A 23,837-nucleotide genomic window follows, 5' to 3' on the forward strand; every position below is an offset into this window, starting at 1 on the left:
CATGGCCCAGTTCCTCAACACGAAAGAAACTCTGGTGACAGAGGCCATAGACGGTCTTCTTGCGTCATCCGGAGGACAACTAACCCGGCTGGACGGTTACCCGCACATCAAAGTCGTCTACAGGTCCGATTGGGACAAGTCGAAAGTCGCTTTGGTTTCCGGCGGAGGGTCTGGGCACGAGCCAGCCCACGCGGGTTTTGTTGGCGCTGGTATGCTGACAGCAGCAGTATGTGGAGAAGTTTTTGCATCCCCGTCAGTTGAGGCGGTTTTGGCTGGCATTCTCGCCGTTACGGGTGAGGCTGGGTGCTTGCTTATCGTGAAGAATTACACAGGTGATCGGTTGAACTTTGGTCTGGCGGCTGAGCGCGCCCGCGCATTGGGCCGCAAAGTAGAGATGGTTGTTGTCGATGATGACATCGCCCTGCCCGACCTTCCGCAACCGCGTGGCGTGGCAGGAACGCTGTTCGTGCACAAGATCGCTGGCGCACTAGCTGAAGATGGTGCTGACTTGGACACCGTTACCAATGCCGCAAGAACCACTATAGCGAAGGTCGTCAGCATCGGTATGAGCCTGGACACCTGCACCGTCCCAGGTTCTCCGAAAGAGGACAGAATTGCGCCCGGCAAAGCGGAACTCGGCTTGGGCATCCATGGCGAGCCCGGTGTACAGCAGGTGGAATTCTCGAATGCTGTGTCGGCCATGTCCACAGTGGTGGGTAAGCTGAAGCAACGGGTAGGTTCCGGGGATTGTGTGGCGTTGGTCAATAACCTTGGCTCTACAACACCATTAGAAATGGCTGTCCTCACACATGCCCTGTCTGAGACTGGTATTGCCAGCCATATAATTGGCCCAGCACCAATGATGACATCGTTGGATATGCACGGATTTTCTGTTTCTATTCTGCCCGTAGATCAACACGAATTGTCAAAACTAGAAGCTCAGGTCGATCTGGTGGCTTGGCCCGGTGTCAATTCCATCACCCCAATAAAAGTAGCGCCTTTGCCTGATGGCTTGACTCCGATCGATCCAATTCCTTCGAACAATTCCGCGACGAAGGAAACGATCTCTCGTTTGTCTGAACTTCTCATCAACGCTGAGAAGAACCTGAACGAGTTGGACGCCAAATCCGGGGATGGCGACACGGGGAGCACTTTGGCGACTGCAGCACGGGCGTTGCAAGGTAGCCTTGACCGCATGCCGCTTGCTGACTTAACACAACTGTTTCCAGCGTTGGGCAATGAATTGAGCCAGACGATGGGTGGTTCTTCCGGCGTAATACTTGCAATCTTCTTTAACGCCGCTGGAGATGCCTGTGCGAGCGGCGCTTCGGTACCGAAGTCTTTGGTCGAAGGTCTGAACCGCGTTAGCCAAGTCGGCGGCGCCAAGGTCGGTGACAGGACCATGATTGACGCCTTGGCACCTGCGCTTGCCGCACTCCCATCTGGCCTTACTCACGCGGCAAAGGCAGCTCGCGAAGGTGCAGACAACACGGCCAAAATTCGCCGTGCGAAGGCGGGCCGGGCAGCCTATGTTCCCGAAGAAAACCTAGTTGGACATAACGATCCCGGCGCTGAGGCTGTTGCTTTGTTGTTTGAAGGCTTAGCTCGGGAGATTGAAGGCTGAAGAACACGTGGAAGACCAAAAACAAAAACTAGAATTGGTTAAAAAGCCAACTGTCAATGACATCGCGCGTGTTGCGGGTGTCAGTCTGGCGACTGTTGACCGGGTCTTGAACAGACGCCCCGGCGTGCGGGCCGTAACCGTACAGAAAGTACAAAAGGCAATTGATGAGCTGGGCTATGTGCGCGACACGGCTGCGGCCAACCTTGCGCGAAACCGAGTTTACAACTTCCTCTTTGTGTTACCGGACACGGATAACGAGTTTGTAGAGGCGATTAGCAGTCAGATCGCAGAGCAATCTCGTGACCAATTCATCGAGCGGACACGTACTTCGATAAAAAAAGTAGCTCCGTTTGAGCCACAGGATATCGTCAACATTCTGGATACCGTCGAAAGCTTGGACGTTGATGGAGTTGCCGTTTTCGGTCCTGAAACACCTTCTGTCCGCGACGCCGTAAAGAGGGTCAGAGATAAGGGCGTTCCAGTCGTCGCCTTGGTGTCTGACTTGCCGAGTTCTGAGCGGGACCACTTTGTGGGAATCGATAACGTGTCTGCAGGACGCACAGCTGCCCAGTTGATGGGGCGATTTGTAGATCGCAAAGGCAAAGTACTGGTCCTGACAGGCTCTCGTTTGGCACGTGACCACCTAGAGCGTCGCCAAGGCTTTGATCTAGTTGTGGCAGAGGATTTTCCTCATCTCGAAGTCGTAGCGTCTGTCGAGGGCCGGGATGACCCGGATCTGATTTACACGATGATGCCCGAGATCTTTGAAACCTACCCGGATCTGGTCGGAATTTATTCGTCAGCTGCGGGCAATGCAGGTCTGATTCAATTTCTTTCCGAGAACAAGCTCAGCGAAGATCTGGTGATCATTGCTCATGAGCTCACACCGCTTAGTCGGGAAGCGCTTAGGCTGGGTACATTTGACGCTCTAATCTCGCAAGACACCGGCCACATCGTCCGTTCCGCCGTACGTCTACTGCGCGCAACTTCGGACAAGGTTCCATTCAACAAAGCGCAGGAACGCATCCGTATCGACATCTATCTGAAGGAAAATTTACCGCCATAGAGGCATGAGTTTTGGGGAGGAATTATTATGAAGACGATCAAAGGTCCAGCTTTGTTTCTTGCGCAATTTGCGGGGGACGAAGCACCGTTCAATTCGTGGGACGCGATCACCAAATGGGCGGCGGATTGTGGATACAAAGGCGTTCAAGTCCCTAGTTGGGACGGCCGGCTATTCGATCTTGAACAGGCTGCGTCCAGCACCGGTTATTGCGATGACTTCAAAGGCAAAGCCCAAGAAAATGGCGTCGAAGTCACCGAACTTTCAACGCACCTTCAGGGTCAGCTAGTCGCCGTTCACCCAGCCTATGACAGTGCGTTTGATGGCTTTGCGGCTGAAAGCGTTCGGGGGAACCCAAAAGCCCGCCAAGAATGGGCCGTGGATCAGGTTAAAAAGGCACTGTCAGCATCAAAAAACCTGGGCATTTCGGCACATGCAACATTCTCAGGCGCGTTGGCATGGCCCTATGTCTATCCCTGGCCGCAGCGACCTGCAGGCTTGGTTGAAACGGCGTTTGATGAACTCGCTCGTCGTTGGGTGCCGATCCTTGATCACGCTGAAGAATGCGGCGTTGATGTCTGCTACGAAATCCACCCCGGAGAGGATCTCCACGACGGCGTGACCTACGAAATGTTTCTTGAGAGGACAGGCAATCACCCTCGCGCGTGCATGTTGTACGACCCGTCGCATTACGTTCTTCAGTGCCTCGATTACCTGGACAACATCGACATCTACAAGGACCGAATACGCATGTTCCATGTTAAGGATGCCGAGTTTAATCCAACCGGTCGTCAGGGCGTTTATTCCGGGTTTCAAAGTTGGGTTGATCGTGCCGGGCGTTTCCGATCGCTTGGCGATGGCCAAGTCGATTTCGGGGCGATCTTTTCCAAAATGGCCGCGAATGACTTTGATGGCTGGGCGGTTGTCGAATGGGAATGCTGTCTCAAGCACCCCGAGGATGGTGCGCGTGAAGGCGCTCAATTTGTATCCGACCACATAATCCGTGTGACCGAAAAAGCCTTTGATGATTTCGCTGATGGTGGCGCAGACGAAGCCGCCAATCGTAAAATGCTGGGGATTGAGTGATGGTCACAGGACGTAGTGAAGAAACCTCAGGACGTATTCGGCTTGGCATGGTTGGCGGCGGAAACGACGCCTTCATCGGCGGCGTTCATCGCATAGCCGCGCGACTGGACGACAAGTTCGAGCTGGTTGCCGGAGCTTTGTCTTCGACACCAGAGAAATCTCTTGAAAGCGGTGAGGCATTGGGCCTCGAACGAGTTTATGAAGACTTCAAGCAAATGGCGATAAGGGAAGCCCGGCTGAAATCTGGGATCGAAGCAGTGTCAATCGTTACGCCAAATCACGTCCATTATGCAGCCGCACGTGAGTTTCTGAAACGCGGTATCCATGTCATTTGTGACAAGCCACTCACCTCGACCCTTGCCGATGCAAAAAAGCTGGTCAAAGCAGCAGAAAGCGCGAACGCCCTATTCATTTTGACCCACAATTACACGGGCTATCCGATGGTTCGGCAGGCGCGTGAAATGGTTGCCAACGGTGATATTGGCAAGATCCGCGTGGTTCAGGTTGAATACCCACAGGATTGGCTGACCGAGCAGCAGGATTTCAAACAAGCGGAATGGCGAACCGATCCCGAACGCTCGGGCGCGGGCGGATCAACCGGTGACATCGGAACCCATGCTTACAACCTTGCCTGCTTTGTGACCGGGCTGACAGCGGAAAGCTTGGCGGCGGACTTGCAGGCCTTTGTGCCGGGGCGCAAAGTCGATGACAACGCGCATGTCTTGCTTCGCTTCGAAGGTGGAGCGCGTGGGATGCTGTGGTCTTCTCAGGTGGCACCCGGCAATGAAAACGCACTTCGTTTGCGCGTCTATGGCGAAAAAGGGGGATTGGAGTGGTCTCAGGAAGATCCCAATTACCTTTGGTTCACGCCATATAACGAGCCCAAGCGCCTGATCACCCGAAATGGAGCTGGAGCTGGTGACGCTGCCAATCGGCTGAGCAGAGTTCCTCCGGGCCATCCCGAGGGATATCTGGAAGGTTTCGCTAATATCTATGGAGAAGCTGCTGAGGCGATCCTAGCTTTCCGAAACGGGATTTCACCTGACGCTTCGATTGTTTATCCAACGGTTCACGACGGGCTCAATGGTGTTAAGTTTGTAGCCGCTTGCGTGCAAAGCTCTTCAAGGAATGCGGCTTGGGTCAAGTTGGAATAAATCCCTGTGCAACGTTCAGATTACACACCACTGCAAGATCTTCGAAACCGGGGATGAAAGCTGGCGCTTCAAAAACCGCGAAAAACGTTAATCCCAAACCCCGCAGGCCCGCCACAACGGCGTTAAATGGAGGTTACGCAGCGCCGGGCCTGTTCATCACTAAGGGGGTCAAAATTGGATGACGACTGACACAGCCTTGATTTTGTAAGCGTTGCATGTAGCACTGGACCTGAGTCTTTCGGCGACAGAACCGTCGCAGTAAATTGGCCTCACGAACTTTATACAGCACCCAAAACGATGGCTGGTTTCTTCAGCAAGTCTTTAGAGATTTGATCGCAGCGAAGTGAACTGATCAGCTTGTCCGTTGTTTGTAATAGGTGTCTTTGTGCACAATTAGCCCATCGCGATAGGTCAGGATGTCGACGCTGAGGAACTCTTCTTTCGAACCATCCTTATGCGTCGCGGTGCGCCGGTATTCACAGTAGGCTTTGTTGCCCGAGATCGCGCAGTCCAGCGTTTCCCAGTGCACGTTTTCCACTTTTTCGAACAGCGCAGAAAATGCACCCCGGATGGTTTCGGCGCCTTCCAGACGCACGCCATGCTCGTCCGGACCGACGGCGTGATCAAATGTGGCGTCGGCTGCGAAATGCTTCATAACGGCATCGATGTCATTGGCATTAAACGCGTCGCCGACGGCGTCGACGAGGGCTCGGGTCAAAGCGGTCATGATTGCGGTCCTTTTCCTTGAAGCATATCGCAAGTGTGCTTGAAGAACGGGCTTGCCGGGTCGACAAGCACGTTCAATTCGTCAAAGTGATCGACGTCCGGGACGATGTAGAGGCCGACCTCGCGGTCCGCGGCCCCAAATTTTTCGACATACATCCGAGCTTGCCGGTGAAATTCGTCGGTTTCCGCGCCACCGACAACGACCAGCTGCGGTGCATTCGTGATTGGCGGGTGGTTGGTCATCGGGCTTTCCGCTTCGGCCTCTTTCGGCGTCATCCGGATACCGGCATTCAGCGCTTCAGTCAGGCGCACCGGTTCCAGATAGCTGAGCGGGGACACCGGGATGCCGGATTTGATCAGGTCTGCAGGAAGATCGTCGCCAAGCGAGGGCCAATCGGTCGCCATCATCATCTGCGTAATATGGCCGCCAGCCGAATGACCCATCACGGTGATACGGTCCGGATTAAGACCCAAATCACGCGCATTGCGCCAAATAAAAGCCATCGCTTCGCGGATTTCTTCGGAAATATGCGTGATGGTTACCGATGGGCACAGGTCATAGCCGACGATTACAACATTGCACCCTGCCGCGACAAAGGGCGGAGCGATGAAGCTGTAAATCGACTTGTCGCCGCGTTGCCAATAGCCGCCATGGACATACATCAGTGTTGGGGCATCCACATCCGGACAGCGGAAAACATCGAGCTTTTGTTTCTCACCTTCGCCATAGCGGATATCGAGGCTGCAATCGGATGTGGCGCGCGCGGCCTCGCTGTCGCGGCTCCAGGTGGGAATGACAGTCTCTTCATAGTCAGGCCGCCCTGCCCGCAGATTGTATTGCGCGTCGAACTCTTCAGGACTGAAGCGGGTGTGATAGGTCAGATGATCTTTCATGGCAGAGCCTCGGGTTGGGGTGCTGAGAAAAATGCACCACGGCAATAGACAAGTGGGGGGATGGGCACCTGGGTGTAGTTTACGACACGACCCAGAAGGATTTCATGATCGTTGGCATCGACCCTGCTGTGAACCGTGCATTCCAATTGTGCCGACGCTCCGGGGATCAGAGGGGTCGTGGTTCCAACGGTCCATTCGGTATCGGTAAACCGGTTTTCGACATCACTGGCGAAGTGCATCGCCAGGTCTTTCTGATCGGCCGACAGGATATTGACGGCGAAATGATCGCATTGCGCCAGCGCCGGAAAGACACGGCCGGACTTTGCGACGCAAACCGAGACAACCGGCGGCTGCAGTGAGACCGAAGTAAAGGAATTGGCGGTCAGGCCCCAGGGCGCACCGTCCGCGTCATAGGTGGCGATGATGGTCACCCCCGTCGGAAAGGCGCCGAGGGCACGGCGGTAGTCTCGGACGTCCATCATAGCACCCCTTCGTTGGCACAGGCTTTTTCCAGCGCAGCCCATTCATCGGGGTTGGTCCCGAAGTGGCGCATGACGTGATCGCGGTACGCGGGGCGGGCCGCGAGTCGCTGGTACCAGGCCTCGACATTTGGCAAGGGCGGGCGGTCGACCTCGACGTTGAAGTAACGATAGGCCACACAGCCCAAGGGAATATCGGCCATCGTAAAGCTGTCCCCGCAGACATAGGCACGATCCGCAAGGTGTTGATCCAGAAGGGTCAGGGCTTCATGCGCCTCATCACGCAGCTTGGCGATCTTTTCCGGGTCGCGCTGGTCGGGTTGCGTACGTACCGTTGCGAAGAACAGGTAGATCACCGGCCCAAAGGCGCGGCTGGCCGACCACTCCATCCACTGATCCGCAGTCGCACGGGTTTGAACGTCCGAAGGGCTCAGCGTTCCCGCACCGTAGCGGTCACAGAGATAACGTACGATGGCGAGGCTTTCCCACAATGCAAAGTCGCCATCACGGATCGCCGGGATCATCCTGTTAGGATTGATCTGCGCGTACATTTCGGTGTCGAGCTTGCCAAAGCTGCCGCCGGCCAGTTGCAGCGTATAGTCCAACCCCAGCTCATTCGCTGTCCAGATCACCGGAATGACGTTCGATGAATAAGGACGCCCCCAAATCTCAAGCATGTTCAAGCATCCTTTTTTGCGCGATGGATTGCGTGCCGAACTTGGGAACCACGTGCTCGAACAGGCGATGCCAGCTGGCGAGGATCTTTTCGTAAGGCACACCGGTATATTGCTGCATCAGCATGAGGTGATCGAGGCCGATGGTTTCCTGCCGCTCGGCAAATCTGTCCGCGACGTATTCGGCGTCGCCCACCACGATGATGCCTCGTTTATTGAGGAAATCGAACCAGTCCATGCCCTCATCCTCGGGCGTCATCTCTTCGCCAACATCCAGATAACCATGCTTGGTCCATTCCCCTTTGGGGCGCGACCCGCCGAGGAATTCGTAATAAGCATTGATCGGGCCACGGATCGTGTTCACCGCTTCTTCCATGCTTTCACCGACATAAAACGCCGTGCAAACACCAACACCCTCGCCCAGCTTCACTTCGCGCCCTTCGCGTTGCGACAGAGCCTGACGATAAGGTTCCCAACAGGCCAACGTTGCCTTGGGGCCGGCCGCCATCGAGATCACGCCCCAACCACGTTCGCCCGCCAGTTTGAACGTGGGCGGAGCGTTCGACATCAGCCAGACCGGCGGATGGGGGTTGGAATAGGGGCGCGGATGCACATACATCGCTTTGTATTCGCCGTCTTCGTCGTGGTAGCGCGGGTCCAGAGGATCAAAGAACCGGTTGGTCTCTTTCCATCCGGGAACCGGGAACTGATAGAACTCACCGTGATGAGTGAACGCCTCGTTGGTCCAGGCTTTCAGGATAATCTCAAGGCTTTCCTGATACAGTCGCATTACCTTAGCATTGTCGCGCCGGTCCGCGTCCTCATTGAATTGAAGGGTCGAGCGTTCGTTGATGCCCTTGGCAACGCCAAAATCAAACCTGCCTTGGGTCATATTATCCAACATTGCAGCATCTTCGGCGACACGCAGGGGGTGCCAATCGGGCAAGATGATGGGGGCCGTCCCAACCCGCAGTTTCTTGCAGTGCGCGGCCACATGCGTACCCATCTGGATCGGGTTGGGCGGCGCATTCATATAGCCGTTATGGGCAAAGTGATGCTCGGTGAACCATGCGGTCGTGAAACCAGCCTGCTCGGCTAAGGAACACTGTTCGAGGATCATTTCCAGCGTGCGCGCCCATGGAATCGTCTCGCCGGGGCTGAAATTGGCAATCAAATCAAAGCGCATAGCTTCCTCCCATGCAGTCCAAGCGTGGTTGATTTTTACCTCATATTTCAACTAAGTTGATTTATTATCGATAAGTCAACTGAAATCATTTATCCTGAAGACATGAAAAATGACGTGTCCCAGACTGACGCCCAACGGCTCGGCAGTGAAATTCGCGAAGTGCGTCAAGCACGTGGACTGACCCTGCAGCACCTGTCCGAAGCGGTGTCATGTTCCAAAGCCTATCTCAGCAGGATTGAACTTGGCGCGGCCAAGGTGTCAGAGGACCTGCTTGCAGAAATTAGCGATGCGCTTGCGGTTGACCCGGGTTGGTTCTTTCCCACACAGGCGGGAGAAGGTCCGCTGGAACGCAAGCACGTCGTGCGACGCGAAAACCGCAGGGCGCTGTCTGCGATGTATACGCGGTCAACAGATGAGTTGGGCTTTGAGGACGAATTACTTTCCAGCACGTTGTCCGGCCAGTGTTACCTGATACTGTCGCGATTCCGTCCCGGCGCAGGACAACCGCCCGAGCCGCTGGAGGGGTATTCCTTTGAAGGTGAGCAACACGCCATCGTCCTAAGCGGTGCAGTTGAACTGCGTCTCGGGGGCGAGATCATTTCATTGCGTGAAGGAGATAGCTTCTCCTACCCGTCCATGATCGCGCACCGCTTTCGCAACAAGACAGAAAAGGAAGCGACAATGGTCTGGGCGATGTCACCTATACGCATCACCTGGTGACGTTTGGTCTTATCAAAGACAATCCAAGAATAGCTTTGCGTATGTGGTGGTCACAAACGGGATGGCCGCCGTTCGTCCCACCTGCTTGCATTCGACGGTGAGCAAGGATTTAAGTTCGGACTTTGCCGCCGTCCGCTCTGTCAATTCGAGCATCAGCGACCTGCGTATTTAAGGTTTTCTTGTTTGTTAAGACAGCAATGATCCCGCTGCGGGAAAAGCAAGCGGCGTAGATTTTTTGAAAGTGCTGACAACTATTCGGTCAGACGGATGGCCTTGTAAAGCCGCCGAAACCGCGTCAATCGTTCGAACAACGGTGCCATATCTGCGGGCTCGAACCTGTCGGTTGATGGCGGTTGAGCTGCAAGATCAGTTCTTTCCAAAGCCCCTACACCCAAAGCTGCCAGCCTTGCCGCACCATAAGCCGGACCGGAATCTGCCCCAGCTGACCGCACAATTGGCTTTCCGGTCGCCGTCGCGATCAGCCTCAACAACAGATCTGATTTGCTGCCTCCTCCTATCGCTGCGAGCTCCGGCAAATCTTCGATTGTGCCTCCGAAACTCTGCGCCGCATCGGCAAAGCAGAAAGCAATCGCCTCTACCACGGAACGGCAGATGTCTGCGCGTGTTGTAGAATCCTCCAGTCCAAAGAAACAGGCTCGGATATGCGGGTCGCCATGAGGGCTGCGCTCACCCGTCAGATAAGGTAGAAAGACTGGAACTCGATCCCTGCTGGCCGTTTCGGCAAGCGCGACAACCTCGGCCGCGGACAGTTCCAACTGGCTGCCTATCCATGAAATCGGCCGTGCACCATTCAACATTGCTGCCATTTGATACCATCGGTCGGGCAGTGTGTGCGCAAAAGCATGCACATAGCGTTCGGGGTTCGGCTTGTAGCAGCGATCTGCCACAAACAACTGGCCAGAGGTCCCCAGGGATATAAATCCGCGACCCGGTTCGGTGGCGCCCAAAGACACAGCCCCTGTTGCTGCGTCTCCGCCTCCGACAACAACTGGAGTTCCAGGTTTCAAGCCGGTCTCAGTCGCGGCTTGCGCTGTCACAGTCCCAACGACACTATGCCCATCGAACACTTGCGGCAGCCAATCCCAGTCTACATCCGTGGCTTCGACAATGCCGGCGTGCCAGCCACGCGACGCCTGGTCGAGCCACATTGTCCCAGCAGCATCGGACGTATCAGTTCCCAATTCGCCATGCAGCTTTAAACCGATGTAGTCCTTAGGTAGCAGGATATGGGCAAGTTGGGCATAGTGCCTCGGTTCATGTTGCTTCAGCCATGTAATCTTGGGCCCGGTGAAGCCCGGCAAAGGGAGGACGCCAGCGATTTGACCAATCTCCGGCAAGGTCGTTCGCAGTTCATCGCATTCTCGCGCTGCCCGGCTGTCATTCCACAGGATGGCCGGGCGGATTGGGCGCAGATCACGGTTCAACAATACGGCCCCGTGCATCTGACCTGACAACCCGATTGCCTTAACCTCTGACAATTTGGTTTGCTTGGAAAGCTGGCCTAAAGCGTCGCGTGTCGCCTGCCACCAAAGATCTGGGTGCTGTTCTGACCAACCGGGTTTCGGAGAAGAGGTCTTTACCCTCGCTGAGGACATAGCAAGAATTCGACTGGAATCTGCGCAGACAAGCTTGACCGCTGACGTACCGATATCGATCCCGAGATACATTCAAACCCCTTACCTGCACAAAAGTCCGGAACTTGTCTTGCTATTGATCTTTTTAGCGCGCGCAAAGAATATGTAAAAATAGGATAAGATCAAGGCGGCTTAGATCCGCAGGCAGACTGGCATGAACAAGATAAAGAATATGGAAGAATTCGCAGCCCTCAGCGGGATCTCGCGTCCCACTGTGTCTAAATACTTCCACGATCCAGACAGTGTTCGCCCATCGACGAGGGCCCGTATCGAAGAGGCGCTGGAGCGGTTTGACTATCGCCCGAACATCTATGCTGTGAACCAGAACCGTAAACTGACTAAGAATATTGGCATCGTCGTGCCCTATCTGGCCGATCCGTTCTTTGCCGAAATTGCGCGGTATCTTGAGCAAAGCTGTATCGCAGCGGGGTATCGCCCGTTTCTGTTTAGCTCTCACGGTGAACAAAAGCTGGAAAACGAAATCCTGGACGGCTTGCAATCTTTAAAGCCCGCGGGCGTTTTGTTGGCGCCATTGGGACGTATCTCAGACAAGTCCGCGATTGAGAAATTCTGCGCCAGCGTCCCGACAGTTCTGTTTGACAGCAACCTCGACGGTTTGGGCGCCGCATTTATCGGGTCTGATAATTTCAGCTTTGTGTCTCAGACCGTGGAATACATGACCCGTACTGGCGAGCCGCCTTCGTTCTTCGAAATGCGGACACCTGCAAACCCCAATGCAAACAAACGGCGAAAAGCTTATATCGAGGTGATGGAACGTCTGGGTTTTGAGCCGCATGTGATCAAAATCGAAGGTACAGGTTGGGCCTTTGAAGAGATTGGGCGGCTCGGCGCGCTCAAGGTGCTGGATGAACGCAAGTTGCGCACGGATTCAGTTCTGTGCAGCAATGACCGATTGGCCATCGGCTTTCTGGCGGCGTGCTTTGAACAGGGGATTCGCGTCGGTCGAAAAGACGATTGCGCTTTGCGTGTGGCTTCGAATGACGATCATCCCTTTGCAAAATTTACCTGCCCGTCACTGACTACCGCGGCGCACGATTATGACAACGTGGCGGCGCGAAGCGTCGAAACGCTTTTCGAACTCATTGAAAGCGGAGGGAAATTTGAAAACCGGACGGAGACTCTTTTCCCAGCTCGGTTGGTTTTAAGAGAATCCGCATAACGATACAAAATTAACGCGCGTAAAGTTTTTATTGACTGCGCGACAATTTGCGATCTAACCTCTCTGCACGACATCCAAGCTCAGGGAGGACAGGGATGTATCTGAAGCACGCACTTCGTGCGGCGACTGCAATGACTTTCGTCGCAACGGCAGCGGCCCATGCGCAATCCATCACTATCGCGACTGTAAACAACGGCGATATGATCCGGATGCAGGGCTATACAGACAAATTTACCGAAGCGACTGGAATTGACGTCGAGTGGGTAACGCTGGAAGAAAACGTCTTGCGCCAGCGCGTCACCACCGACATCACCACCAAGGGCGGTCAGTTCGACATCATGACAATCGGCATGTACGAAACCCCGATCTGGGGTGCGAACGGCTGGCTGGTTCCGCTGGATGGTCTGTCCGAGGACTATGACGTTGGCGATATCCTGCCCGCAATGTCAGGCGGCCTGAGCCATGAAGGGACGCTCTACGCAGCACCGTTCTATGGCGAAAGCTCGATGATCATGTATCGCACCGACCTGATGGAAAAAGCAGGCATGGAAATGCCCGAAGCGCCAAGCTGGCAATTCATCAAAGAGGCCGCGGCGGCCATGACCGACCGTGACGCTGACATCAACGGTATCTGCCTGCGCGGCAAAGCCGGTTGGGGCGAAGGTGGCGCGTTCATCACAGCCATGTCCAACTCGTTTGGCGCGCGCTGGTTTGACGAAGACTGGAAGCCCCAGTTCGACCAGCCAGAATGGGCCGACACGTTGAATTTCTACGTTGAAATGATGTCGGAATCTGGTCCCGCAGGTTATGCCACAAACGGGTTCAATGAGAACTTGTCCCTGTTCCAGCAGGGCAAATGCGGCATGTGGATCGACGCGACCGTTGCGGCGTCATTTGTGACCAACCCCACAGACTCGACCGTAGCGGATAGCGTTGGTTTTGCACTGGCACCTGACACCGGATTGGGCAAGCGCTCCAACTGGCTTTGGGCTTGGGCATTGGCCATTCCGGCCGGCACACAGCAGGAAGACCCAGCCAAACAGTTCATCGAATGGGCAACGTCCAAAGACTACATCGAGTTGGTAGCCGAAAACGAAGGTTGGGCAAATGTTCCGCCGGGTGCGCGCACCTCTTTGTATGAGAACCCGGAATACCAGAAGGTTCCCTTTGCCAAGATGACGCTGGACTCGATCCTGTCCGCTGATCCGAACAACCCGACGGTCAAGCCGGTTCCATATGTTGGTATCCAGTTCGCTGCGATCCCGGAATTCGCAGGCATCGCGACCCAGGTCAGCCAAGAGTTCTCGGCGGTCTATGCCGGGCAGCAAACGGTCGAGGAAGCACTGGCCAAGGCGCAGGCGTTTACCGCAGAAGAAATGGAAGCCGCAGGGTACTGAGGTCTTCTCCCCGCGGGCGGGCAGTAATCTGCCCCCCGCCTTACCCTTCCACAATTCGCGTTTTTCTCGCAGGCTGAGTTACGCCTGAACAGAGAGGGTTTGCGTTATGGCTACTCAACATTCCCGATCCGTTGCTCGCCTGATGATGGCACCTGCAGTGGTCCTGCTACTTGGCTGGATGCTCGTGCCGCTGACGATGACGCTGTATTTTTCCTTCAAGAAATACCTGCCTCTGCGGGGCGGTGATCTGGGCTGGGTCGGTTTAGACAACTATGTTCGATTTGTTTCATCCAGCTCATTCTGGCCGGCAGTTCAAGCAACGCTTGTGATTGTCGGAGGGGTCCTTGTCATCACTGTTGTTCTGGGCATCCTTTTGGCGATGCTACTGGACCAGCCGATGTGGGGCCAAGGGGTTGTCCGCATTCTTGTAATCGCTCCATTCTTCGTCATGCCCACCGTGTCCGCTTTGGTCTGGAAGAACATGTTCATGGACCCGGTCAACGGCCTGCTGGCGCATCTGTGGCGCTTTTTCGGGGCCGAGCCGATCTCATGGCTGTCCGAAGCATCCATGACCTCGATCATCATGATCGTCTCATGGCAGTGGCTGCCCTTTGCGACGCTGATCTTGCTGACCGCTATCCAATCTCTGGACAGCGAACAGCTGGAAGCCGCCGAAATGGATGGCGCACCTGTTTTGAAGCGCTTCTACCACATCATTCTGCCGCATCTGAGCCGCGCGATCACCATCGTAATCCTGATCCAGACGATCTTCCTGTTGTCGATCTTCGCCGAGATCTTCGTGACCACCGGCGGCGCATTCGGCACCCGTACACTCACCTACCTGATCTTCCAGCGTGTGTTGGAGAGCCAGAATGTTGGTCTCGGATCAGCCGGAGGTGTCTACGCAATCATCTTAGCCAACATCGTTGCGATCTTCCTGATGCGCATCGTCGGCAAGAACCTGGACGCGTGAGGAGGTAAGACCATGGCCCGCACCGTCACAACCCGCCGCAAATCGCTGAACACTGCCCTCGCCTGGGCTGTCGGTCTGCTGATCTTTTTCCCGATCCTCTGGACCATCCTGACCAGCTTTAAGACCGAGGCACAGGCGATCGCCAGCCCACCGCTGTTTTTGAACTTCAACTGGACGCTTGAAAACTACGCCATCGTGCAGGAACGCTCGGACTATATGCGGTTCCTGTGGAATTCGGTCATTATCGCTGGGGGCTCGACTGTTCTGGGCGTCATCATCGCGGTGCCCGCCGCATGGGCCATGGCCTTTGTGCCGTCCAAGCGCACCAAGGACATTCTGCTGTGGATGCTGTCCACCAAGATGCTGCCTGCCGTTGGCGTTCTCTACCCGATCTACCTGCTGTTCATTCGGTTAGGTCTGCTGGATACGCGCGGAGGGCTGGTCGTTGTCCTGATGCTGATCAATCTGCCGATCATTGTCTGGATGCTCTACACCTACTTCCGCGAAATCCCCGGCGAGATTCTGGAGGCCGCGCGGATGGACGGGGCGACGTTGAAAGAGGAAATCCTCTACGTCCTGACCCCTATGGCCATTCCGGGCATAGCATCGACCGTTTTGCTGAACTTCATCCTGGCCTGGAACGAGGCATTCTGGACCCTCAACCTGACCGCCGTCGACGCGGCCCCGCTGACGGCCTTCATCGCCAGCTATTCCAGCCCCGAAGGCCTGTTCTTTGCCAAGCTTAGCGCAGCTTCGACAATGGCAATCGCACCAATCCTGATCCTTGGCTGGTTCAGCCAGAAACAACTTGTCCGCGGCCTGACCTTCGGCGCTGTGAAATAAGGAACACGACACATGGGACGTATACAACTCAAGTCCGTGACCAAAAGCTTTGGCGATGTGCAGGTCATTCCGCCGCTGGACCTGACCATCGAAGATGGCGAGTTCACCGTCTTCGTCGGCCCCTCAGGCTGCGGTAAATCCACCCTTTTGCGTCTGATCGCTGGGTTGGAGGATATCACCTCGGGCTCTATCGACATTGATGGCGCGGACGCCACCGATGTCCCGCCCGCGAAACGAGGGCTGGCGATGGTATTCCAGTCCTATGCTCTGTATCCCCATATGACTGTGCGCAAGAACATCGCCTTTCCCCTTCGTATGGCGAAACTGGATCAGGCCGAGATCGACAAGCGAGTCGAAGGCGCCGCCAGCGTTCTGAACCTGACCGACTATCTGGATCGCCGCCCCGGCCAGCTGTCTGGCGGCCAACGTCAGCGGGTCGCCATCGGGCGCGCGATTGTGCGCGAACCGGCGGCATTTCTGTTCGACGAACCTCTGTCCAACCTCGACGCTGCATTGCGGGTAGGCATGCGGCTGGAGATCAGCGAATTACACGAACGCCTCGCCACCACCATGATCTACGTGACCCACGATCAAGTCGAAGCCATGACCATGGCCGACAAGATCGTCGTCCTTCAGGCCGGAGTAATCGAACAAGTCGGCAGCCCGCTAGAGCTGTATCGGACACCGCGCAACCTGTTTGTTGCGGGTTTCATTGGCTCCCCAAGAATGAACTTCATCGAGGGTGACGAGGCCGCAAAACACGGCGCTCAGACCATCGGAATACGGCCTGAACATATCACAGTCTCAGAAACCGAAGGTCAGTGGTCCGGGGTGGTGAGCGTTTCCGAACATCTGGGCTCGGATACATTTTTCCATGTCCACGAGACGGGGCTGGCCGACACAATCACTGTCCGCGCTGATGGCGAGGTCGGTTTCCGCCACGGCGACCGCATTCACCTGACACCACGCGCCGATGTGATACACCGGTTTGATGCGAAAGGCTTGCGGATCGAATGACACGTCTGGCTGGCAAAACCGCCCTGATTACTGGGGCCGCGCGCGGCATAGGGCTGGCCTTTGCGAAGGCCTATGTTGCGGAAGGAGCCCGTGTCGCCATAGCCGATATCGACATCCGGCGTGCGCAGCAAGCCGCGACGGAGATCGGTGCTGCGGCTTTGGCCGTGGAAATGGACGTGACAAACCAGCCGAGTATCGACGACGCCATCGCCTGCACCGCAGCTCAATTCGGCCCGATCGATATATTGATCAACAACGCAGCGATCTTCACTGCCGCCCCAGTTGTTGAGATTGAGCGCGCCGACTACCAACGTGTCTTCGACATCAACGTCGCCGGCGCCTTGTTCACCATGCAGGCCGTCGCGCGCCACATGATCGCGCATGGCACCAAGGGCCGTATCATCAACATGGCGTCACAAGCAGGGCGTCGCGGTGAGCCTCTGGTCGCCGTTTATTGCGCCAGCAAGGCGGCGATCATTTCCCTGACTCAATCTGCAGGGCTGAACCTGATCGCACATGGGATAAATGTGAACGCCATATCTCCGGGTGTGGTGGGTGGCGAGCACTGGGACGGGGTAGATGCGTTCTTCGCAAAACATGAAGGAAAACCCCCCGGACAGAAGAAATTAGAAGTGGCCGCAGAAGTTCCCTACGGCCGCATGGGCCGGGCCGAAGACCTGACGGGGATGGCGGTGTTTCTCGCCTCGGACGAGGCAAAATACATCGTTGCACAAACCTACAATGTCGATGGCGGAAATTGGATGAGTTGATGAACCCTGTGACACACGCAACCCCTCCGATCCAACTGCGGCGAGACAAGCTTGCAGACCTGCCATCGACCGTTGGAACTCCTAGTTATCAGCATTCGGACATGACGCCCGGCATCGTTCATATCGGCCTTGGTAATTTCCACCGTGCCCATCAGGCTTGGTACATTCATCAGCTCATGCAGCAGGGCAAGGCCCGCGATTGGGCCATCATCGGAGCAGGAGTACGCAGTTATGACGCCGAAATGCGCCAGAGGCTGCTAGCGCAGGGCTACCTGACCACTCTGATTGAATTAGACCCCAAAGGCGTAACGGCGGAAGTCATAGGCCCGATGATCGACTATCTGCCGATTGAGGCAGGAAACGCTGCACTGATCCGCGGAATGGCTGATCCGTCTATTCGAATTGTATCTTTAACTGTGACTGAGGGCGGCTATTTTCTGGATGCCAATACCGGCGCATTCGCTACGGATCACGATGATATTCTCCATGATGCGGCAAACCCAAATCACCCCCGAACCGCTTTCGGCGCCATTGTCGCAGCGCTCGGGATACGTCGTGCAAATGGCTTGACCCCCTTCACCGCTCTGAGCTGTGATAACCTGCAGGGCAACGGCACTATCCTTCGAAACTGTATCGTAGGGTTAGCGCGCCTGTCGGACCCTGATCTAGCCGATTGGATCGACCGGAACGGCGCATTTCCCAATTCGATGGTAGACTGCATCGTGCCGGCGACTACAGATCAAGTGATTTCTCAATGCCACGCGCTCGGTGTTGACGACCATGCCCCAGTTTCACATGAGAACTTTCGCCAATGGGTCATCGAAGATGACTTTTGTGCAGGGCGTCCACCTTTTGAACAGGTTGGGGTCACACTGACCGATGATGTTCACGGATACGAGGCATTGAAGCTACGCATATTGAACGGAGGCCACCAACTGCTTGCGAATGTTGGCGAGATACTAAATGTCCCGACGATTTCAGCCTGCATGCAAGACCCCGACATACTTGCGTTTTTTAAAAAGGTTCAAATCGAAGAAATTCTACCCCATGTCGACGCTGTTCCTGGAACGACCCCGCAAGAGTACCTTGGGCTGGTTGAACGTCGATTTGAAAACACGGCAATTCACGACACAACGCGTCGGGTCGCGTTCGACGGATCGGCGCGTCACCCTGGGTTCGTGCTGCCGTCGATACGCGATGCAATTGCTTCAGGCGCTTCCATAAAAGGACTGGCTCTAGCTGAAGCTTTATGGTGCAGGATGTGCGCTGGGATTCGTGAGGATGGCTCAAGAATCGCCGCCAATGATCCTGTTTGGGAAGATCTGAGAAAAACTGCGCTAGCAGCCAAAACTGATCCCGGACTTTGGCTTGCGCAGGATCTGTATTGCGGGGAATTCGGCGACGGCGCACAGTTTACTGTAGCCTTTGGCCAGTGGTTAGACGGGATTTGGAAAAATGGGAGCAGAGCGGCCCTAGCTGAATATACTTCTCACAGTTCTTCTTCGAACTAGCTTCCCGCAACTCCAATCAAGCAGCTGGGGCGCACGCTGGTTCTAGCCAAGTAAAACAGCCTCAATTTTTGAGACAATATCGAACAAACGATGCAGCTACAGTGATTTTCAGCTTCGAGCCCAGCCTTGAGTTTAGGTTTGTCTGCTTCGGGTCGAGGCCAGTCATCAGCAACCATTGAGCCAACGGCAACACTGGTTCGCAAGCCGGACCTGCAAAGTCTATTTGGAATGTTCAGTTCGGGCCGCACGTTAAGGCGACCCATCTGCGCTAGATTTCAATGGCTTCGGCGGTGGCTAGGGCATTCTCAAGTTCGACGCCAAGGTATCTGACTGTACTGTCCACCTTGGTGCGGCCCCGCAAGAGCTGAACGGCGCGAAGGTCGCCTGGCCGTGGTGTCGCAATATCCCAAGAGAACGCCTCCGAGACCTAAATGAACATGGCAACGGGTGGCGTTGGGGCCGCGTTGGGCATTGGCGGGTTTGAGACACAGATCGTAATTCTGTTTGAAACACCCGGCGATTTTCTGAAGTTTATCAATGACGGCTACGACGCAACCGCCGAAACCGTCTGGTTTATCGACGGCAGGTCCATCTTCGTACTCACCAAGAAAGGCTGGCGTGTCGCGGCGAATGCCACGGGAACAAAGTACTGGCGAGCACCGGATTTGAATTGATATCACTCAACGGCAGTCGCGCGGTTCCTATTTTGCCAAAGGCAGTATGCGTAGCATCAACTCAGGATCGACAGAGGAATGGCCTGTATTTCTACAAGTGTCAGCGGACGCTACGCAGCTTGCTTCAAAAATCCAGCAGCAATCCCATCATTCAATCCTCCCGTCCTTCCATACAATTCAATTAGACGAGCAGTCTCGATCCAAGCAAGAATGGATCTTTACGAGTGCCAATAGGCAGGTCAGCTATAAACTAGTTTTTTGAATGAGCGCCTGAACCGGTCAGCCTCGCCTCAAAATGTCATGCCGCATAAGACACTTGGAGTACAAAGATGATCGAACGATTAGACTATGTGTCCATCAATGGCACCGCTATCGCTAGTATGGTAAAGGCAAAGAAGGACATGCCATCCATTGACAAAAAGCTAAGTGGACCTGTCCCGTTTTCATGCCGCCCCAAGTGCTCGTTTACGCTACTTTCCGTTCGAAGGCGACCGGGCTTTTCCATCCCATGGCTGAGTGCCGACGCCGGGGATTGTAGAAGCCATTGATGTACTGGAAGATGGCTGTTTCAGCCTGGCGTCGGGTTGGCCATGAAGGATCTTGAATGATATTTAGCAATCACGTCTCGCTAGGGTCAGGATTCATAACCAGTATATGACGGTTTCCGCGAGTGTGATGGCTGATAGGAAGACCTTTGGGCAACGGTCGTAGCGTGTCGCCACGCGCCTCCAATCCTTGAGCCTGCCGAACATGATCTCAATCCGGTTACGCCGTTTGTATCGGCGTTTGTCGTATTTGACCGGCGTCTTGCGTTGCTTTCGACCGGGGATGCAAGCGCGTATTCCCTTGTCTTTCAACGCGTCTCGGAACCAGTTGGCATCATAGCCGCGATCCCCGAGCAGCCAGTCCACATTTGGTATGCTGCTGGGCAGTGCCCGAGCACCGATGTAATCACTAACCTGGCCAGCGGCGACAAAGAGGTTCAATGGCCGCCCTTTGCTGTCACATATGGCGTGCAATTTTGTATTCATGCCGCCTTTGGTTCTGCCAATCAGGCGGCCACGCCCCCCTTTTTGACGCCCAAACTGGACGCTGTACGATGGGCCTTTAGATATGTGGCGTCGATCATAGCCGTTTTCTTTTCACCGTGCTCAGCAGCCAGACCGGCCATCATCCGCGCAAAGATGTCTTTCTCGCTCCAGCGCTTCCACCGGCTGTAGAGCGTTTTGTGAGGTCCGTAGTCCTTTGGGGCGTCCCGCCAGCGCAACCCATTGCGATTGATGAAGATAACCCTGCTCAACACCCGTTTATCATCTACCCATGGCTTGCCATGCGACTTCGGGAAGAAAGGGGAAAGCTTGGCCATCTGCTCATCTGTAAGCCAATAAAGGTCGCTCATTTCAACGCCCCGTTTTCGGAGCTGTGAATCACGCAGCGCAGCGAAACTCAATGTATCCCGACCCTACACAAATGATTGACAGAGGACACGACTCGCTTTTTGGCAGTACCTTCGTTTCAACCAATCCCGTGAAAACCCGAGAAAAGAAGCGCAAGGTTGTGCATGAAACGATAGCTTTGCGCATGGATGAGGAGCGTCCGATTCCGCGTGAACTGCTGGCAGAGGTCGGTCTGACGCCCGAAGACAATCCGCGTGTTCAGGTATACGGCGACTCAGAAACGCCATTATAACGCAAAGGGCTGCTTTTGAACCCATTGCAAAGGCAATCGGAATGGACTGTCTACAGACGTTATACGCACATTACGCCCCAAACAGTTCTCTGGATCTCGAATTTGGTCCCATCGCTCAGATAATCAGCAAATCGCCACGTGCGACCCGTTCCGGACCTTGACCGAGGCGCTTGCCGCTGCAGTGTAGGTCTCACGAAGCAAACGTTCACTCTATTCGGTCCATAAGACGGTCTCCGAGTAGAACTGCGACCAAGCAAACCAAAAGGCCTGATGGCTTAAACGTTCTTCGCCGTTTAATCCGATAGCCCTTACGCCCCCTGCGAATAGTTCCAATCTCACGTCTTCAAACGCGACGTCTTGCCCTGCAACCAATGCAGCCATGGCTGTTGCACGGGGAAAGGCGACTGGAGTTCCGTTGGCCGTGGTTGTACCGATGATGTCTTCGTGCACAGGCAGCCGCGGATCGACGTCCCCTATCGGGAATATTGGGCCATTCGCGTCGCGAGTTTCGCGCAGGTTGAAGTCACGACCTAGGGCCAAAGCTTCAACCAGGACCGTTGTGTTTGGATACGCCTCGCGCCAAGCACCCCAATCAGTCGTGATAACCGCCGCTTGTTCCAATTGGAGCCCGATATCAGCCAATGGGCCGGTCACCGCCTTGCCAAGGAATGTGTCAAAAACAGAATGTGTTTCGATGTCATACATGACTTTGTTCGAACGGATAAGCAGGCCGGACGTTCGTAAAATGGGCCTCTTCACGCCTGCCGGTAGTCGATCAGTAAAGTAGGCTTGCGCGGCTCCGCAAAGCGTGCAGTAAGGAATGCCAAGATCACGCCCCCCGAGTGTGTCATTCACCATTTCGCGCACTTCCATTATCCTGCGAGGATAGGCACGCGCCTGACCGTTCACCACGATGCCGAAGATGACATCATCATCTTCCAACCAAGTCGCCTCGGCTGCGGTACTGATCTCGGGATTATCGACGGCAGGGATGCAATGGCAGACTTCATCAGTCGAGTCATAGGGACGCGCATCTATGTTAACCCCGCCCCAATCCACGAGTTGCCATGCGATATCTCCCTGCACAAAGATCTCGTCCCAACCGGGAACATAGTTGGTAAAGACATGGCGTTTATGGGCGAGGTAGCCTGGATAGGCGGGAATGTCCCACGCGATCATCTTGTTGATAATCGCCGGGCGCCGAAGTCCGGTATTCAAAGGAATGTCGAGGATCGTCGCCGCGGCCCGTGTCAGCGCAGCGTAGAATTCTGGCTTCCAAGCAAAACGCTGCATGTCGGTGATGATCCAAACCAGTCGAGGATCATACGTTCGCGCGATTTTATCAAAGGCCGCAGCATTTGCAGGGTCCCATGCGGCCTGTGCCACTGCGATCGATAAAATCTCTTCCAACGCCTCTTTTACAGAAGCGTCCAGAGGTCCTTCCTGGATCGTCGGTGGTGCCCCAAACTCAACCGTCACATAATCCCGTGACGGCGCGACTGTCTGCGCCCAAAGCATGTCGGAAGCGAAACAGTGTACGACGGCAATAGCGAGCAGGTGGCGAAACATATTAGTTCCTTCGAAGGGAAATCCCTTCGGAGATACTAAGCCGGGAATACAGGATCGTGGCTTCACGTTTGCATTAGGCTGCAGCAAACCTGACGTTTCAGGTCCCCACTCAGCGGCCCTAAGCCAGCGTCCAACGGTCGCTATTGATAGTGCGGCCGCAGCCGCAAAACTGACACTGACGCCATTGCAGCGTTTATTTGTTGGGGCCGCAGGATCGCCACAGTTTCCTGCCTACAAAGAGCAAGCAGGAGTACCAATTGAACATCAATTGGAGGTTTGACCAGCCAGATAAATCTGGAGATAAAATCTAGTATGGACAACTACCCAATCTTTTGGACGTTTCGTCGATGCCCTTACGCGATAAGAGCCCGGCTCGCACTTGCGAGTTCAAGAGTAAAAGTCGAGCTGCGCGAAGTTCTCTTGCGGGACAAACCACAAGCTTTCTTGCAAACATCTCCATCCGCCACAGTGCCCGCGCTTCGACTTCCAGACAAAGTCATAGACGAAAGCTTGGAAATCATGGTTTGGGCGCTCCAACAAAATGACCCGCAGCGGCTTTTGGACATGCCCCCAGAAGGCTGGGGCCTAATTTCGGCAAATGATGGTCCGTTCAAAACTGCACTGGATCACACAAAATACGCTACGCGTTATCCGGATCTAGACTTCAATGAGGAACGCAAGAAAGCGATGGGCTACTTGCTTGACCTTGACGAACAGTTAGTTGGGCGGGCTTGGCTTTTTGGGGATAGACCCACCCTAGCCGATCTAGCGCTTCTGCCATTCGTTCGCCAGTTTGCACATATAGACAGGGCTTGGTTTGATGCACAGAAGTGGCCAAGTTTAATCGCTTGGTTGGATCAGTTCCTAAACAGTGAAGCTTTTTTGCTGGTCATGAAAAAGTATGCAACTTGGTCAGAAGACGATGCACCGATTTGGTTTAACGGCTGAATGCA

At 55.0% G+C, this 23,837-nt stretch carries 23 protein-coding genes and 2 pseudogenes; 15 read left to right on the forward strand and 10 right to left on the reverse strand.

From position 1 onward, the window contains the following. Position 1 precedes the first annotated feature (1 nt). From ACR3EG_RS00215 to ACR3EG_RS00230, 4 genes are read left to right on the forward strand one after another with little or no spacing between them, the layout of a single operon-like run. The gene (locus ACR3EG_RS00215) at positions 2-1,624 is read left to right on the forward strand and encodes a dihydroxyacetone kinase subunit DhaK (protein WP_209196152.1); all 1,623 of its coding nucleotides are present in this window, start codon (positions 2-4) and stop codon (positions 1,622-1,624) included. Then, positions 1,614-2,690, forward strand: a complete 1,077-nt coding sequence (locus tag ACR3EG_RS00220) for a LacI family DNA-binding transcriptional regulator (protein WP_480481880.1) — start codon at positions 1,614-1,616, stop codon at positions 2,688-2,690. Before ACR3EG_RS00215 ends, ACR3EG_RS00220 begins: the two co-directional genes overlap by 11 nt. 27 nt (positions 2,691-2,717) lie before the next feature. Beyond that, the gene (locus ACR3EG_RS00225) at positions 2,718-3,773 is read left to right on the forward strand and encodes a sugar phosphate isomerase/epimerase family protein (RefSeq protein ID WP_480481882.1); all 1,056 of its coding nucleotides are present in this window, start codon (positions 2,718-2,720) and stop codon (positions 3,771-3,773) included. Beyond that, positions 3,773-4,927, forward strand: coding sequence for a Gfo/Idh/MocA family protein (locus tag ACR3EG_RS00230; RefSeq protein ID WP_480481884.1), 1,155 nt, complete (start codon positions 3,773-3,775; stop codon positions 4,925-4,927). The genes ACR3EG_RS00225 and ACR3EG_RS00230 overlap by 1 nt, the downstream gene beginning before the upstream one ends. A gap of 352 nt (positions 4,928-5,279) precedes the next feature. On the opposite strand, the gene ACR3EG_RS00235 is transcribed toward ACR3EG_RS00230, so the two are convergent. From ACR3EG_RS00235 to ACR3EG_RS00255, 5 genes are read right to left on the reverse strand one after another with little or no spacing between them, the layout of a single operon-like run. Then, complete coding sequence (locus tag ACR3EG_RS00235; RefSeq protein WP_353392107.1) at positions 5,280-5,654, reverse strand: nuclear transport factor 2 family protein; 375 nt, start codon at positions 5,652-5,654, stop codon at positions 5,280-5,282. Next, positions 5,651-6,547, reverse strand: coding sequence for an alpha/beta hydrolase (locus tag ACR3EG_RS00240; RefSeq protein WP_480481886.1), 897 nt, complete (start codon positions 6,545-6,547; stop codon positions 5,651-5,653). The genes ACR3EG_RS00235 and ACR3EG_RS00240 overlap by 4 nt, the downstream gene beginning before the upstream one ends. Continuing rightward, positions 6,544-7,029 (reverse strand): flavin reductase family protein, encoded by a 486-nt coding sequence (locus tag ACR3EG_RS00245; protein WP_480481888.1) that lies wholly within the window; start codon positions 7,027-7,029, stop codon positions 6,544-6,546. Before ACR3EG_RS00245 ends, ACR3EG_RS00240 begins: the two co-directional genes overlap by 4 nt. After that, on the reverse strand, positions 7,026-7,703 hold the full coding sequence (locus tag ACR3EG_RS00250) for a glutathione S-transferase family protein (protein WP_480481890.1): 678 nt from the start codon (positions 7,701-7,703) through the stop codon (positions 7,026-7,028). The genes ACR3EG_RS00245 and ACR3EG_RS00250 overlap by 4 nt, the downstream gene beginning before the upstream one ends. Further along, on the reverse strand, positions 7,696-8,886 hold the full coding sequence (locus tag ACR3EG_RS00255) for an LLM class flavin-dependent oxidoreductase (RefSeq protein WP_480481892.1): 1,191 nt from the start codon (positions 8,884-8,886) through the stop codon (positions 7,696-7,698). Before ACR3EG_RS00255 ends, ACR3EG_RS00250 begins: the two co-directional genes overlap by 8 nt. Before the next feature lie 114 nt (positions 8,887-9,000). On the opposite strand from ACR3EG_RS00255, the gene ACR3EG_RS00260 reads away from it, so the two are divergent. Continuing rightward, complete coding sequence (locus tag ACR3EG_RS00260; protein WP_480481894.1) at positions 9,001-9,606, forward strand: helix-turn-helix domain-containing protein; 606 nt, start codon at positions 9,001-9,003, stop codon at positions 9,604-9,606. A gap of 251 nt (positions 9,607-9,857) precedes the next feature. On the opposite strand, the gene xylB is transcribed toward ACR3EG_RS00260, so the two are convergent. Then, complete coding sequence (gene xylB, locus ACR3EG_RS00265; RefSeq protein WP_480481896.1) at positions 9,858-11,294, reverse strand: xylulokinase; 1,437 nt, start codon at positions 11,292-11,294, stop codon at positions 9,858-9,860. Positions 11,295-11,415: 121 nt separating this feature from the next. On the opposite strand from xylB, the gene ACR3EG_RS00270 reads away from it, so the two are divergent. The 7 genes from ACR3EG_RS00270 (at position 11,416) to ACR3EG_RS00300 (ending at position 18,952) form a co-directional block, all read left to right on the forward strand. Next, positions 11,416-12,441: a LacI family DNA-binding transcriptional regulator gene (locus ACR3EG_RS00270; RefSeq protein ID WP_480481898.1), complete on the forward strand. Its 1,026-nt coding sequence runs from the start codon at positions 11,416-11,418 to the stop codon at positions 12,439-12,441. A gap of 95 nt (positions 12,442-12,536) precedes the next feature. Continuing rightward, entirely contained in the window at positions 12,537-13,838 is a 1,302-nt protein-coding gene (locus ACR3EG_RS00275) for an ABC transporter substrate-binding protein (protein WP_480481900.1), read from the forward strand. Between the two features lie 106 nt (positions 13,839-13,944). After that, positions 13,945-14,811 carry a carbohydrate ABC transporter permease gene (locus ACR3EG_RS00280; protein WP_209196140.1) on the forward strand — a complete coding sequence of 289 codons (867 nt, stop codon included), beginning with the start codon at positions 13,945-13,947 and terminating at the stop codon, positions 14,809-14,811. A gap of 12 nt (positions 14,812-14,823) precedes the next feature. After that, positions 14,824-15,654, forward strand: a complete 831-nt coding sequence (locus tag ACR3EG_RS00285) for a carbohydrate ABC transporter permease (RefSeq protein WP_170356287.1) — start codon at positions 14,824-14,826, stop codon at positions 15,652-15,654. A gap of 12 nt (positions 15,655-15,666) precedes the next feature. After that, positions 15,667-16,671, forward strand: coding sequence for an ABC transporter ATP-binding protein (locus ACR3EG_RS00290; RefSeq protein ID WP_480481902.1), 1,005 nt, complete (start codon positions 15,667-15,669; stop codon positions 16,669-16,671). Continuing rightward, positions 16,668-17,441: an L-iditol 2-dehydrogenase gene (locus ACR3EG_RS00295; protein WP_480481904.1), complete on the forward strand. Its 774-nt coding sequence runs from the start codon at positions 16,668-16,670 to the stop codon at positions 17,439-17,441. Before ACR3EG_RS00290 ends, ACR3EG_RS00295 begins: the two co-directional genes overlap by 4 nt. Further along, positions 17,441-18,952, forward strand: a complete 1,512-nt coding sequence (locus ACR3EG_RS00300; protein WP_480482844.1) for a mannitol dehydrogenase family protein — start codon at positions 17,441-17,443, stop codon at positions 18,950-18,952. The genes ACR3EG_RS00295 and ACR3EG_RS00300 overlap by 1 nt, the downstream gene beginning before the upstream one ends. 268 nt (positions 18,953-19,220) lie before the next feature. Here ACR3EG_RS00300 and ACR3EG_RS00305 read toward each other — a convergent pair. Beyond that, a pseudogene (locus tag ACR3EG_RS00305) lies at positions 19,221-19,343 on the reverse strand (integrase); the annotation flags it as partial. Between the two features lie 40 nt (positions 19,344-19,383). Between ACR3EG_RS00305 and ACR3EG_RS00310 the strand changes: the two are divergent. Next, positions 19,384-19,626 (forward strand): lipid-binding SYLF domain-containing protein, encoded by a 243-nt coding sequence (locus ACR3EG_RS00310; RefSeq protein ID WP_480481905.1) that lies wholly within the window; start codon positions 19,384-19,386, stop codon positions 19,624-19,626. Positions 19,627-20,091: 465 nt separating this feature from the next. Here ACR3EG_RS00310 and ACR3EG_RS00315 read toward each other — a convergent pair. Beyond that, positions 20,092-20,217, reverse strand: a pseudogene (locus tag ACR3EG_RS00315) (IS3 family transposase); the annotation flags it as partial. A gap of 50 nt (positions 20,218-20,267) precedes the next feature. Beyond that, positions 20,268-21,025 (reverse strand): IS5 family transposase gene (locus tag ACR3EG_RS00320; RefSeq protein ID WP_480481907.1). Its coding sequence is split into 2 segments (ribosomal slippage): positions 20,268-20,704 and positions 20,704-21,025, totalling 759 coding nucleotides; the frame shifts between segments, so codons are not numbered across the junction. 128 nt (positions 21,026-21,153) lie between these two features. Here ACR3EG_RS00320 and ACR3EG_RS00325 point away from each other — a divergent pair. Next, complete coding sequence (locus ACR3EG_RS00325) at positions 21,154-21,315, forward strand: hypothetical protein (RefSeq protein ID WP_480481909.1); 162 nt, start codon at positions 21,154-21,156, stop codon at positions 21,313-21,315. Between the two features lie 210 nt (positions 21,316-21,525). On the opposite strand, the gene ACR3EG_RS00330 is transcribed toward ACR3EG_RS00325, so the two are convergent. Next, on the reverse strand, positions 21,526-22,884 hold the full coding sequence (locus ACR3EG_RS00330) for a DUF3179 domain-containing (seleno)protein (protein WP_480481911.1): 1,359 nt from the start codon (positions 22,882-22,884) through the stop codon (positions 21,526-21,528). 312 nt (positions 22,885-23,196) lie between these two features. Between ACR3EG_RS00330 and ACR3EG_RS00335 the strand changes: the two genes are divergently transcribed. Further along, positions 23,197-23,832 carry a glutathione S-transferase gene (locus tag ACR3EG_RS00335; protein ID WP_480481913.1) on the forward strand — a complete coding sequence of 212 codons (636 nt, stop codon included), beginning with the start codon at positions 23,197-23,199 and terminating at the stop codon, positions 23,830-23,832. Positions 23,833-23,837 lie beyond the last annotated feature (5 nt).

This window comes from Ruegeria sp. AM7 (genome assembly GCF_056535965.1).

Coding starts and splice junctions, on each gene's coding strand:
- ACR3EG_RS00230 (WP_480481884.1), top strand. CDS start 3,773: ATGGTCACAGGACGTAGTGAAGAAACCTCAGGACGTATTCGGCTTGGC.
- ACR3EG_RS00240 (WP_480481886.1), bottom strand. CDS start 6,547: ATGAAAGATCATCTGACCTATCACACCCGCTTCAGTCCTGAAGAGTTC.
- ACR3EG_RS00245 (WP_480481888.1), bottom strand. CDS start 7,029: ATGATGGACGTCCGAGACTACCGCCGTGCCCTCGGCGCCTTTCCGACG.
- ACR3EG_RS00235 (WP_353392107.1), bottom strand. CDS start 5,654: ATGACCGCTTTGACCCGAGCCCTCGTCGACGCCGTCGGCGACGCGTTT.
- ACR3EG_RS00335 (WP_480481913.1), top strand. CDS start 23,197: ATGGACAACTACCCAATCTTTTGGACGTTTCGTCGATGCCCTTACGCG.
- ACR3EG_RS00270 (WP_480481898.1), top strand. CDS start 11,416: ATGAACAAGATAAAGAATATGGAAGAATTCGCAGCCCTCAGCGGGATC.
- ACR3EG_RS00255 (WP_480481892.1), bottom strand. CDS start 8,886: ATGCGCTTTGATTTGATTGCCAATTTCAGCCCCGGCGAGACGATTCCA.
- ACR3EG_RS00275 (WP_480481900.1), top strand. CDS start 12,537: ATGTATCTGAAGCACGCACTTCGTGCGGCGACTGCAATGACTTTCGTC.
- ACR3EG_RS00310 (WP_480481905.1), top strand. CDS start 19,384: ATGAACATGGCAACGGGTGGCGTTGGGGCCGCGTTGGGCATTGGCGGG.
- ACR3EG_RS00290 (WP_480481902.1), top strand. CDS start 15,667: ATGGGACGTATACAACTCAAGTCCGTGACCAAAAGCTTTGGCGATGTG.
- ACR3EG_RS00295 (WP_480481904.1), top strand. CDS start 16,668: ATGACACGTCTGGCTGGCAAAACCGCCCTGATTACTGGGGCCGCGCGC.
- ACR3EG_RS00285 (WP_170356287.1), top strand. CDS start 14,824: ATGGCCCGCACCGTCACAACCCGCCGCAAATCGCTGAACACTGCCCTC.
- ACR3EG_RS00225 (WP_480481882.1), top strand. CDS start 2,718: ATGAAGACGATCAAAGGTCCAGCTTTGTTTCTTGCGCAATTTGCGGGG.
- ACR3EG_RS00300 (WP_480482844.1), top strand. CDS start 17,441: ATGAACCCTGTGACACACGCAACCCCTCCGATCCAACTGCGGCGAGAC.
- xylB (WP_480481896.1), bottom strand. CDS start 11,294: ATGTATCTCGGGATCGATATCGGTACGTCAGCGGTCAAGCTTGTCTGC.
- ACR3EG_RS00280 (WP_209196140.1), top strand. CDS start 13,945: ATGGCTACTCAACATTCCCGATCCGTTGCTCGCCTGATGATGGCACCT.
- ACR3EG_RS00330 (WP_480481911.1), bottom strand. CDS start 22,884: ATGTTTCGCCACCTGCTCGCTATTGCCGTCGTACACTGTTTCGCTTCC.
- ACR3EG_RS00215 (WP_209196152.1), top strand. CDS start 2: ATGGCCCAGTTCCTCAACACGAAAGAAACTCTGGTGACAGAGGCCATA.
- ACR3EG_RS00250 (WP_480481890.1), bottom strand. CDS start 7,703: ATGCTTGAGATTTGGGGGCGTCCTTATTCATCGAACGTCATTCCGGTG.